The organism is Paenibacillus hunanensis (genome assembly GCF_034055775.1).
Lineage (GTDB): Bacteria > Bacillota > Bacilli > Paenibacillales > Paenibacillaceae > Saccharibacillus > Saccharibacillus hunanensis.
The window spans coordinates 998,069-1,009,980 of sequence record NZ_CP139194.1; the positions used below are offsets into that span (position 1 = coordinate 998,069).

An 11,912-nucleotide genomic window follows, 5' to 3' on the forward strand; every position below is an offset into this window, starting at 1 on the left:
TTCCATGAAATTTGCAGTACTCGTATTTCCTGGCTCCAACTGTGATATCGACTGCTTCAAGGCAGTAGAGGAAACACTGGGCGAGCCGGTTGATTATGTATGGCACACGGCAACCGACCTGTCGGCTTATGATTGTATTCTTGTACCTGGTGGCTTCTCCTATGGTGACTACCTGCGCTGTGGCGCGATTTCCCGCTTCGCACCTGTAATGAATGAGGTTGTCAAAGCAGCAGAGCAAGGCAAATATGTGCTTGGCATTTGCAATGGATTCCAGATTCTGACCGAAGCGCGTCTGCTGCCTGGAGCCTTGCTGCGTAACGAATCGATGAAGTTCCGTTGTCATGATACGGTACTCACCGTAACGAATAATGAGACGCCATTCACACTGGATTATGCAAAGGATGAAGAGATCATCATTCCGATTGCACACGGCGAAGGCAATTACTATTGTGATGAAGCGACACTGGAGCAGCTGAAGGCGAATAACCAGATCGTGTTCCAATATGGTGATAATCCGAATGGCTCGCTGCACGATATTGCAGGCATCTGTAATGAGCGCGGTAATGTAGTTGGCATGATGCCACACCCTGAGCGTGCGGTGAATGAGCTGCTCGGCAGCACAGACGGCAAGAAAATGTTCACATCTATTTTGAAAGCCTGGAGGGATCAACATGACGCAGCAAACATCCGTTAAGGAACCGACGGCGGAGCAAGTCGCAGAACAGAAGTTGTATCAGCAAATGGGCGTATCGGATACCGAATTCGACCTGATCTGCGGTTTCCTCGGACGTAAACCAAACTACACGGAAATTGGCGTATTCAGCGTAATGTGGTCGGAGCACTGTGCCTACAAAAACTCTAAACCATTGCTGAGACGCTTCCCGACGGATGGCCCGCGCGTATTGATGGGCCCGGGTGAAGGCGCTGGTATCGTGGATATCGGCGACAACCAGGCAGTTGTATTCAAAATTGAAAGTCATAACCATCCATCTGCGGTTGAGCCGTATCAAGGCGCAGCTACCGGTGTGGGCGGCATCATTCGTGACATTTTTTCGATGGGCGCACGTCCAATCGCATCGCTGAACTCTCTGCGCTTCGGTAAGCTGGAGAGCGAGCGCGTGAAGTATTTGTTTGAGCATGTGGTTGCGGGTATTGCAGGCTACGGCAACTGTATCGGTATCCCGACAGTTGGCGGCGAAGTGATGTTTGATGAGAGCTATGAAGGCAATCCACTCGTCAATGCGATGTGTGTCGGTCTGATCGATCACGATAAAATTCAGCGTGGTGTGGCGAAAGGTGTAGGGAATCCGGTATTTTATGTGGGACCTCCAACCGGACGCGATGGTATCCACGGTGCTACCTTCGCATCGGAGGAGCTAACAGAGGAATCGGAAGCGCGCAAAACGGCGGTACAGGTGGGCGATCCGTTTATGGAGAAGCTCGTTATGGAATCGTGTCTGGAACTGATCGATAGCGGCATCGTGCTCGGGATTCAGGATATGGGCGCAGCCGGTCTGACCTGCTCTAGCTCAGAGATGGCAAGTAAAGCAGGCAATGGTCTGGAGCTGTATTTGGATCAGGTGCCACAGCGTGAATCTGGCATGACCCCTTATGAAATGATGTTGTCCGAATCGCAGGAGCGTATGCTGTTCGTGGTCGAGCCGAAGGATGAAGCACAGGCGATGGAGATTTTTGAGCGCTGGGGCGTTATCTGTGCAAAGGTGGGTAAAGTAACAGACGATGGTCGTCTGAAGCTGTTCCATCACGGCGAGCTGGTTGGCGATATGCCGGTACATGCTCTCGTTGATGAGTGTCCGGTATACAACAAGCCATCCGCAGTGCCTGCTTATTATGAGCAAATGGAAGGCGTAGATACAATTGGATATAACGAAGTGACCGATCTGTCTGGCGCTCTCAAATCCGTACTCGCTTCTCCGACGGTAGCGAGCAAGGCATGGGTATACGATCAGTACGATTACATGGTACGTACGAGCACAGCGGTTCGCCCGGGCTCAGATGCAGCGGTCGTTACCGTGCCAGGTACACGTAAGGCGCTTGCAATGACGACCGATTGTAACTCACGCTTCGTCTATCTTGATCCAGAAGTGGGCGGCAAAATTGCAGTTAGCGAAGCAGCACGCAACATCGTATGCTCCGGTGCAGAGCCACTGGCGATTACGGATAACCTGAACTTCGGTAGCCCGGAAAAGCCAGAAATTTTCTGGCAAATGGAAAAATCGGTTGACGGTATGGCAACAGCTTGCCGTGCACTGGAAACACCGGTTATCGGCGGTAACGTCAGCCTTTACAATGAAAATGCACGCGGTTCGATCTATCCGACACCAGTTGTCGGTATGGTGGGCCTCGTTCACGATACGGATCACATTACGACACAGGCATTCAAGCAAGCTGGCGATGTACTGTTCCTGTTGGGCGAAACGAAAGCCGAACTGGGCGGTAGCGAATTCCAATATATCGTACACGGCAAAACCGAAGGACGTCCGCCTGCACTGGATCTCGTTGTTGAAAAGCAATTGCTGGATGGCGTGCTAGGAGCGATTCAAGGCGGTCTGGTACAATCTGCACATGATCTGTCCGAAGGCGGTCTGGCGGTGGCGCTGGCAGAATCCTGCATTAGCGGCAAGCTTGGCGCAGATGTTGAGCTAGCATCGAATGGTCTGCGTAATGATCTGCTGCTGTTCAGCGAATCGCAATCGCGTATTCTATTATCGGCAACAGCAGACAATGCCGATGCACTCGTGAGCAAGCTGGAAGCAGCAGGCGTACCAGTAACACGAATCGGACAGGTAGCAGCAACAAAAAATCTTACTATTCAAGTGGACGGCAAGCAAGTCCTGGCAGAAGAGGTAGACGCACTTCGCCAGGTCTGGGAGGATGCGATTCCATGTCTGATGAATTAAATGGATTACAGCTTTGGACTGGTGACTATTACAATCAGGGAACCGGACCGAATGATATTTTCGATACGTTAAAGGAGGAATGCGGCGTTTTCGGTGTCTACGGACACTCGGGGGCCGCTTCCCTGTCTTATTACGGGCTGCATGCCCTTCAGCATCGCGGTGAGGAAAGCTGCGGAATTTGTGTGAGTGATCGCAACCAGTTCAACTATCATCGTGGGATGGGACTGGTGAAGGAAGTATTCGATAAGGATATTATGAGCACACTTAACGGCGATATCTCGGTAGGGCATGTACGCTATTCGACGAGCGGTAGCAGTCATCTCGGTAATGCACAGCCGCTCGTATTCCGCTATCGCGCAGGCGAGCTGGCGCTAGCGACCAATGGCAACATCGTTAATGCACCGCAAATTCGGCGTGAGCTGGAGGAAGCAGGTTCGATTTTCCAGACGACCAGTGATACAGAGGTTGTCGCGCATCTGATCGCACGCTCCTCCAAGCCGCTGGTGGAAGCGGTGAAGGATGCGTTCCGCCGTATTGTCGGTGGGTTTGCCTTTCTCGTAATGACGAACGAGCAACTCATCGTAGCCAGTGATCCGAACGGTTTGCGTCCGCTTACGATGGGACGCCTTGGCGATGCGTACATCTTCACATCAGAAACCTGTGCGCTGGAAACGATCGGTGCGGAAGCGATTCGTGATGTGAAGCCAGGCGAGCTGCTCGTACTGGATGAGAATGGGTTGCATGAAGATTCGTATGTAGATGAGCCGCAGCGCAAGGCGCTATGCTCGATGGAATATATTTATTTTGCCCGCCCGGATAGCGATATGAATGGCTCTAATCTGCATTCAGCACGTAAACGGATGGGCTCGGTCATGGCGCGCGAAGCGTTCGTCGATGCCGATCTCGTCACTGGCGTACCGGATTCCAGTATCTCAGCAGCGATCGGTTACGCTGAGCAGACCGGTATCCCTTACGAGCTCGGTATGATCAAAAACAAATACACCGGACGTACCTTCATCCAGCCGAGTCAGGAGCTGCGTGAGCAGGGTGTGAAAATGAAGCTCAGTGCTGTACGCCGTGTAGTTGAGGGTAAACGCGTCGTCATGATCGACGACTCCATCGTACGCGGTACAACCTCACGCCGAATCGTAAACATGCTACGTGATGCGGGTGCAACAGAAGTGCATGTACGCATCACATCACCCCCTTTTAAAAATCCATGCTTCTACGGCATCGATACACCAGATCGTCGTGACCTGATCGCTTCGTCCAAGTCGGTCGAAGAAATCCGCGAGGAGATCAACGCTGATTCGCTGGCGTTTCTGAGTCATACTGGGCTGGTGGAAGCGGTCGCTGGGGATAACAAGCATGACTACAAAGGCGGCATGTGCATGGCGTGCTTCGACAACGACTATCCGACGCAGGTAGACTTCGGTGGCGAAGAACAATTCGGATGTGGGTGTTGAGAAATGGTTTTCTGGGTGGTGGAAAAGAGGATGTGGAGTGGTGCGGGGAACGCTCCGGGCGAGGAATAGGTCGCCGATCGCGGGTTGAACTCGGGTGCCTTGGATTGGATAACCTCTTGTAGAGGTCGGCACCCGAGTTCAAAGGCGATCTTTGACCTATCTCCTCGCCCTCCGCTCCGCACACTCTCCATCCATTTTCCAACGGAGAAAAGCCCTTCTCGTGGGTAGTAGCAGGGAAGGATTAGACCTTTAAACATTAGATCTTCAAACCTCAAGCCTTCGAGTATTAGGGCTTTGAGACTTTGACTTTTGAGATAAGACTTAGGTCGTTATAGCTCTGAACTTTGGAGTAGGTAGGTTTATGTTCTTTGGGAAATATTAATGTGGGTTAAGAGCGGTGACATCGTACATGTACGATGTGATTGGAGTAAAGACAAGGCAAGGGCAATGAAGGTGTATAGAGATTGAATGCATGAGACACTCAATCTAAAAATAAAACAAAGCAAATTAAAACAATGCAAAAAAGAAAACAATACGACACACTATATACAGCGACAGACTACGTACAACAATCAATACGAACAACGATACAATACAACAAACAACTCAAAACATCTCCCAGCAATCAACACAAGATTCACCCTAACAACCCGACAATGTAGCAGTTACAGTGTTTATCCTGCTACTCCCCCTAATGAGGCGGGAATGGTTTTGGAGCGTAGGAGCTTATTGCACCAAGCGGAGGGGATGGAATCGATCGGGCGCAGCATTTGTAGCTGGCTTTTGACCGCTAAGCGGTCGTTCAAAAAAGCCAGCTACAACGGCGAAGCCCGACCGATCCATCCCCGCAGCGCCCGTAGCAGTCAAAGCACCCCCCCGCTCCACTTCCCATCTCTCCGCCAAACATTTTAACATTTGAAAGAGGTGCGATGGCAGTGTCAGAAGCGTATAAAAAGGCCGGAGTCGATATCGCGGCAGGTAATGAAGCGGTCGAGCGAATGAAGAAGCATGTGAAAACTACATTTCGTCCAGAGGTGATGACGGATCTGGGTGGTTTTGGTGCGTTGTTCGGTCTGAATAAGGATAAATACGAGGAGCCTGTACTCGTATCCGGTACGGACGGTGTAGGAACGAAGCTGAAGCTGGCTTTTGCGATGGATAAGCATGATACGATCGGGATCGATGCGGTAGCGATGTGTGTGAACGATATTGTAGTACAGGGCGCAGAGCCCCTATTTTTCCTCGATTATCTAGCTTGTGACCGTGTTATTCCTGAAAAGATTGAAGCGATCGTATCCGGTATCGCGGATGGCTGTCGTCAGGCAGGCTGTGCGTTGATTGGTGGCGAGACGGCGGAAATGCCGGGCATGTATTCGGAGGGTGAATATGATATCGCTGGCTTTACCGTTGGGATTGTAGATAAGCCCAAGGTGATCACAGGTAGCGAGATTGCGGCGGGTGACGCGGTGATTGGTCTGGCTTCTAGCGGCGTGCACAGTAACGGATTCTCTCTTGTGCGCAAGCTACTGCTGGAGGATGGCGGCTATGAGCTGACAGCGCAGGTTGCTGAGCTGGATAACGCCGTACTGGGTGATGTACTGCTGGAGCCAACACGTATTTATGTCAAGTCCTCGCTGGCACTGCAAGAGGCGATACAGGTGAAGGGCATGGCGCATATTACAGGTGGCGGCTTTATTGAAAATATTCCACGTATGCTGCCAGAAAATGTGAACGTCGATATCGAATATGGTAGCTGGCCGATTCTGCCGATTTTCCAGCTGATGCAAGCAAAAGGTGCGATCAGCAATCGTGATATGTTTACAACATTTAATATGGGTATCGGTATGGTGATCGTCGTACCTGCGGAGCAAGCAGAGCAAGCACTTGCTGTATTGGAGCAGCATGGCGAGCAGGCATATCGCATCGGTACGGTTACAGAAGGCGAGCGTATCGTTACCTTTACCGGAGCGGATGTATAATGAAGCCTGTAGCCATTGCCGTATTTGCATCTGGACAGGGTAGTAACTTTCAGGCGATGGTCGATGCGCAGCGTAGCGGGCTGCTCGGTCTGGCTGAGGTTAAGCTGCTTGTGTGCGATAAGCCGAATGCGCCGGTGATTGAACGGGCGCAGCGTGCAGGTGTAGAAACATTTGTGTTCCAACCGAAAGAATATAGCAGCCGTGAGCAATACGAAATGGAGATTGTGAACAAGCTACAGCAGCGAAGCATCGACTATGTGGTGCTGGCAGGCTATATGCGGCTACTCACACCAACGATGGTCAATCCTTACATGGGACGGATGATCAATATTCATCCTTCCCTGCTGCCTGCATTTCCGGGTAAGGATGCGATTGGTCAGGCACTGGACTATGGTGTGAAGTTGACCGGAGTAACGGTTCATTTTGTCGATAATGGCATGGATACCGGGGCGATTATCGCACAGCAGCCTGCGCCGATTCATCCTGATGATACCGCCGACACGCTGGCTGAACGTATTCATCATATTGAACAAACGCTGTATCCGCGTGTTGTCTCCCAGCTTGCTGCGGGCAAGATTCGTCTGGCAGACGATGGACGGCATGTGATTGTGGAGCAGTAACAGGGACGTTGTATTATAGTTACGTTTATAAAAGTGTGGTCTTATATGAATTAGTGATAGGTGCAGTTCATGATCACCTTATATGTGAACAGGTGTAGGCACATTAAATCTTTCGGTTTGATTGAGTAAAGGAGTACCTTGATCAAGTTAAATTGTAGATTTGATTGTGCACTGGTGTATTTATAGCTCAGGATTTAAAGTTACACTCGGTCAATATCGTAGTAGATAGCGTAGAGTACCGATGTTGCTACGGGTATTGATGGTATTCGTGAATGCCATGCTGTGTTACCGATTACGTTACATGGATCTATTCAAGCTGTACCCATTTGAAGGAGGAATCCCTAATTATGAGTATCAAACGAGCGCTCGTCAGCGTATCCGATAAAACAGGTGTCGTCGATTTCTGTCGCGAGCTATCCGAGCTAGGCGTAGAGATCATTTCGACCGGAGGAACGAAAAATCTACTGGCAGATGCAGGTGTACCGGTTATCGGTATTTCCGACGTGACGGGCTTTCCAGAAATTCTGGATGGACGTGTAAAAACATTGCATCCTGCTGTACATAGCGGTCTGCTGGCGATTCGAGATAGTGAAGAGCATCAGAAGCAGATGGACGAGCTTGGACTTGGCTATATCGACCTGGTTGTCGTTAACCTGTACCCATTCCAGGAAACGGTAGCAAAACCGAATGTGGCATACGAGGATGCGATTGAAAATATCGATATCGGTGGCCCAACGATGCTGCGCAGTGCGGCGAAAAATCATGCTTTTGTGACTGTTGTTGTGGATGCAGCCGATTATGCGAACGTACTGGACGAAGTGCGCGCAGGTGGCGATACGACACTGGCAACACGTAAAGGACTGGCTGCCAAAGTATTCCGTCATACAGCAGCTTACGACTCCCTCATCTCTGACTATCTGGCAGGCGTACTGGAAACACCATATCCAGAGCGTTACACTGTAACCTATGAGAAAATTCAAGACCTGCGCTACGGAGAAAATCCGCACCAGACCGCAGCCTTTTATCGTAAGCCGCTGGCGCCAGCAGGCACGCTGACTACGGCTGAGCAGCTGCACGGCAAAGAGCTGTCGTATAACAACATCAATGATGCGAACGCTGCGCTACAGATCGTGAAGGAATTTACAGAGCCAGCCGTTGTAGCGGTGAAGCATATGAATCCTTGCGGTGTAGGCGTAGGGGCAACGATCGCCGAAGCGTACAACAAGGCATATACCGCAGATCCAACATCGATCTTCGGCGGTATCGTGGCGGCTAACCGTGTGATCGATGCGGACACAGCGCAGCCGCTGAGCGAGATTTTCCTGGAGATCATTCTGGCACCAGACTTCACACCGGAAGCACTGGACATTTTAACGAAAAAGAAAAATATCCGTCTGCTGAAAATGGGCGAGCTAGCTCCGACTGGTGAGCGTAAAGCACAGCCAATCGTAACGATGGTTGAAGGTGGCATGGTCGTACAGGATAGCGATGTACATGTGATCACCGAAGCCGATCTAAAAATCGTTACCGATCGTGCACCGTCTGCCGAAGAAATGAAGCAGCTTCTGTTCGGATGGAAAGTGGTGAAGCATGTCAAATCGAATGCGATTGTACTTGCCGCAGACGATATGACCGTTGGCGTAGGCGCTGGACAAATGAACCGTGTAGGTGCAGCCAAAATTGCGATCGAGCAAGCAGCAGACAAAGCCAAAGGTGCGATTCTCGCCTCCGATGCCTTTTTCCCAATGGGCGATACCGTCGAAGCCGCTGCCAAAGCAGGCATTACGGCGATCATTCAGCCGGGTGGCTCGGTCAAAGACGAGGAATCAATCAAGGCAGCCAACGAGCATGGTATCGCAATGGTATTTACCGGAGTGCGTCACTTCAAGCACTAAAAACATGTATAAACCTTCAACCTGCACAGATGCTGTATCGGATACAGCGCTTCTGTTGCAGGTTGTATTCCATTTAAATGAACGGAGAGTGACCTATGGATATTCTCGTTATCGGCAGTGGCGGACGCGAGCACGCGATCATCTGGGCGCTAGCAAAAAGTCCACAAGCCGACCGCATCTACTGTGCACCTGGCAATGCAGGCATCGGACAGATTGCCGAATGTGTGCCAATCGCCGTACATGAATTTGAAAAGCTGGCAGACTTTGCCGCTGAGCGCAAGGTCGGTCTGGTCATGGTTGGCCCGGACGATCCACTGGCAGAGGGCATTGTGGATGTATTTGAAGCGCGCAACATTCCTGTATACGGCCCGCGCAAAAATGCTGCAATCATTGAAGGCAGCAAAACATTTATGAAAGACCTGCTGCACAAATACAATATCCCAACAGCCGCCTATGCTAAATTCGATACGTACGAAGCAGCGCTGGATTACCTGCAACAGCAGCCGATTCCAGTCGTAATCAAGGCGGATGGACTTGCCGCTGGTAAAGGGGTCACCGTAGCGCGTAGTATGGATGAAGCAATCGATGCGTTGCAGGCGATTATGCAGGATAAAGTGTTTGGCGAGGCAGGTAGCCGCGTGATTATCGAGGAGTTCATGGAAGGACAGGAAATGTCCATTCTTGCCTTTGTCGATGGTGAAACGGTACGGGCGATGCCAGCTGCACAGGATCATAAGCCAGTATACGATAATGATGAAGGCCCGAATACAGGCGGCATGGGGACGTATTCTCCGCTTCCGCATATCGATGAAGCGATCATCGACGAAGCAATGGAGACGATCGTCATTCCAACCGCCAAGGCGATGGTAGCAGAAGGTCGTCCTTTCCGCGGTGTACTATTCGCTGGTCTGATGATCACACCGGATGGCAAGCCGAAAACGGTCGAGTTTAACGCCCGTTTTGGCGATCCAGAAACGCAGGTTGTCTTACCACGTCTCAAAACGGATCTGCTGGACATTTTCCTTGCCAGCGTAAACGGCACACTGGCTGAGCTGGAGATCGAATGGTCAGATGAAGCGGCTGTCTGCGTGATTCTGGCTTCCGGCGGTTATCCGGCTTCGTATCCAAAGGGAGTACCGATTCATGGTGTGGATGCTGTAGATCGCTCTAAGGCACTCGTATTCCACGCAGGCACAGGCACGAGCGCGACAGGCGAACTGGTAACTAACGGTGGTCGCGTGCTCGGTGTAGTCGGTCTGGGCGCAGACATTGCTTCTGCCCGTACAGCAGCTTATGCAGAAGCGAAGAAGATTACGTTTGAAGGCAAGCATCAGCGGAGTGATATTGCGGCGAAGGCGCTGGTTCGTGGGTGAAATTGGGCGAGCTGCTTAGCCTATTGGTTATAAATGAATTTAAATAAATAAAGTAATACGAACCATATTGAATCCTCTATACTCTGATAAGATAAAGTATGGAGTAAAAGCATGTTATATTGCTTTTACTCTGTATTGAGGCTGAACAGTAGTATGGGGGATTTTTTGAGTTTGATCAAAGGCTTTGTTAAAGGACAATGTTGATATCATTAATAAAGAATAAACATATTTGAAGGTAGCAGGATTGAGTAAAGAGTTTAGTAACTACAATATTAAAGAGTTTCCATTATCATTATTCGTATTTGAAATATAGTTTGCGTTTATTAAGATTCAGCATTTAACGGTTCTTCAGATAACTTTAGCAGGAGGTATATTTTGAAAAAAATTCGCGGAAAGAAAAGATATTTTCGTAATTTGTGGGAAGAAGTTAATACGTATGACTTAAAAATTAATAACGAAGCATACTTTGATTTTTGGCATAATCACCTTGATTTTATTGGAGTTGGTGAAAGTAGTTTGAAGATAAGGAGAGAGCATATTAAAGCGCATATAGCGTTATATGATAGGTTGCTAAAGCAACTTGAAGAATTTAAAAAACCTTATCAATCATGGATTTGCATTCATGAAAATGACCCAATGTCAGATGCAGTATATATTCATACATCAAACCCCAATAATGACTACTTCCCGCATAAGATGAACGATTTGGATTGGCATTGTAATATACCTAATACTTATAAAGATTTAATCGATCTTTATAAATTTGATGTTGCCTATTATAAGTCGGAGCATGAAGAAGTGTATTATATCCAGGCGAAAGAACAAGGTATTAAATTATAAAGTTAGACTAATAAAAGTATTAGAGGTAATCACTTAGAATTGGATACTCTCCATATTTTAATTGAATTGATATGTTCGCCATCGTAAAAAAGATCCTGTATTAGTGAACTTTTGGAAGCGCTATCTGGGAATAGATTGCAAATGCTGAATAAAGATTATGAGCTCTCTCACAGCATGGATCTCGTAGCCAGGATTGATCATTCATTGCTGCATAATGTTGAATCATGTAATAATTCGAAACCATCAAAAACTGAAAAGGAGGGATTAGCTATGGCAGATAAATATCCTAAATATGTTACGCAAACAGCAATGAAAGGTCTTATACAAAAAATCGATCTACCTGCCCCTGATGAATTCTCACAGGATTGGGAGTACGAAGTATCGGATGCTGCAAGAGTAAGTGAGTTTCTATATGCTTATGAAAATGTAGAGCTAACTACAGATGAAAAATTTGCTCTAATGATTATTATTATTTCGTCCTTTGATGATGCCATATTGGAAGGGAGCGCTGAGAACAATTGGAGCAACTTGATCAGGCATCATCTTTTGCAGGATCACCGCATTCATAAACACACGATTCTGTATTGGGCGATGCTGGATGAAGAGGATATGAGCAATGTTTATGCGGTAACACCATTTATGAGAGAGATTGCTCATCTATTCAATTGATACATAAATAGACTGGCTACAATAGCAGCGATGAATATATTGAATCATTCAACACAGGTGAGCTATGATCGTTTTCTGGTAATTGAATTGGATAAAAATAATATTTGCATATATTTTCCTATACGTTGAGCAGTGCTTCTGTCTGGATA

General features: G+C 48.6%; 10 protein-coding genes. 9 read left to right on the top strand and 1 reads right to left on the bottom strand.

Features of this window, described 5'->3' with window-relative positions:
• Window positions 1-4 precede the first annotated feature (4 nt).
• From purQ to purF, 3 genes are read left to right on the top strand one after another with little or no spacing between them, the layout of a single operon-like run.
• Window positions 5-694, top strand: coding sequence for a phosphoribosylformylglycinamidine synthase subunit PurQ (purQ, locus tag SK066_RS03955; protein WP_320543722.1), 690 nt, complete (start codon window positions 5-7; stop codon window positions 692-694).
• Window positions 672-2,921: a phosphoribosylformylglycinamidine synthase subunit PurL gene (gene purL, locus SK066_RS03960; RefSeq protein ID WP_320543723.1), complete on the top strand. Its 2,250-nt coding sequence runs from the start codon at window positions 672-674 to the stop codon at window positions 2,919-2,921. Before purQ ends, purL begins: the two co-directional genes overlap by 23 nt.
• On the top strand, window positions 2,906-4,387 hold the full coding sequence (purF, locus tag SK066_RS03965) for an amidophosphoribosyltransferase (RefSeq protein WP_188778520.1): 1,482 nt from the start codon (window positions 2,906-2,908) through the stop codon (window positions 4,385-4,387). The genes purL and purF overlap by 16 nt, the downstream gene beginning before the upstream one ends.
• A gap of 726 nt (window positions 4,388-5,113) precedes the next feature.
• On the opposite strand, the gene SK066_RS03970 is transcribed toward purF, so the two are convergent.
• Window positions 5,114-5,254: a hypothetical protein gene (locus SK066_RS03970; protein ID WP_188778518.1), complete on the bottom strand. Its 141-nt coding sequence runs from the start codon at window positions 5,252-5,254 to the stop codon at window positions 5,114-5,116.
• A gap of 68 nt (window positions 5,255-5,322) precedes the next feature.
• Here SK066_RS03970 and purM point away from each other — a divergent pair, with 68 nt between their 5' ends.
• The 6 genes from purM to SK066_RS04000 all read left to right on the top strand — a co-directional run bounded on the left by purM (window position 5,323) and on the right by SK066_RS04000 (window position 11,763).
• Window positions 5,323-6,366, top strand: a complete 1,044-nt coding sequence (gene purM, locus SK066_RS03975; RefSeq protein ID WP_320544797.1) for a phosphoribosylformylglycinamidine cyclo-ligase — start codon at window positions 5,323-5,325, stop codon at window positions 6,364-6,366.
• Window positions 6,366-6,986: a phosphoribosylglycinamide formyltransferase gene (purN, locus tag SK066_RS03980; protein WP_320543724.1), complete on the top strand. Its 621-nt coding sequence runs from the start codon at window positions 6,366-6,368 to the stop codon at window positions 6,984-6,986. The genes purM and purN overlap by 1 nt, the downstream gene beginning before the upstream one ends.
• Before the next feature lie 347 nt (window positions 6,987-7,333).
• Window positions 7,334-8,881, top strand: a complete 1,548-nt coding sequence (gene purH, locus SK066_RS03985; protein ID WP_320543725.1) for a bifunctional phosphoribosylaminoimidazolecarboxamide formyltransferase/IMP cyclohydrolase — start codon at window positions 7,334-7,336, stop codon at window positions 8,879-8,881.
• 95 nt (window positions 8,882-8,976) lie between these two features.
• On the top strand, window positions 8,977-10,254 hold the full coding sequence (gene purD / locus SK066_RS03990) for a phosphoribosylamine--glycine ligase (protein WP_320543726.1): 1,278 nt from the start codon (window positions 8,977-8,979) through the stop codon (window positions 10,252-10,254).
• 375 nt (window positions 10,255-10,629) lie between these two features.
• Window positions 10,630-11,094, top strand: a complete 465-nt coding sequence (locus SK066_RS03995) for a hypothetical protein (RefSeq protein ID WP_320543727.1) — start codon at window positions 10,630-10,632, stop codon at window positions 11,092-11,094.
• A gap of 270 nt (window positions 11,095-11,364) precedes the next feature.
• The gene (locus SK066_RS04000) at window positions 11,365-11,763 is read left to right on the top strand and encodes a hypothetical protein (protein ID WP_320543728.1); all 399 of its coding nucleotides are present in this window, start codon (window positions 11,365-11,367) and stop codon (window positions 11,761-11,763) included.
• Window positions 11,764-11,912 lie beyond the last annotated feature (149 nt).

What these genes read in the sequence shown, in the direction of transcription:
- purQ (WP_320543722.1), top strand. Translation starts at nt 5, where the DNA reads ATGAAATTTGCAGTACTCGTATTTCCTGGCTCCAACTGTGATATCGAC.
- purL (WP_320543723.1), top strand. Translation starts at nt 672, where the DNA reads ATGACGCAGCAAACATCCGTTAAGGAACCGACGGCGGAGCAAGTCGCA.
- purF (WP_188778520.1), top strand. Translation starts at nt 2,906, where the DNA reads ATGTCTGATGAATTAAATGGATTACAGCTTTGGACTGGTGACTATTAC.
- purN (WP_320543724.1), top strand. Translation starts at nt 6,366, where the DNA reads ATGAAGCCTGTAGCCATTGCCGTATTTGCATCTGGACAGGGTAGTAAC.
- purH (WP_320543725.1), top strand. Translation starts at nt 7,334, where the DNA reads ATGAGTATCAAACGAGCGCTCGTCAGCGTATCCGATAAAACAGGTGTC.
- purD (WP_320543726.1), top strand. Translation starts at nt 8,977, where the DNA reads ATGGATATTCTCGTTATCGGCAGTGGCGGACGCGAGCACGCGATCATC.
- SK066_RS04000 (WP_320543728.1), top strand. Translation starts at nt 11,365, where the DNA reads ATGGCAGATAAATATCCTAAATATGTTACGCAAACAGCAATGAAAGGT.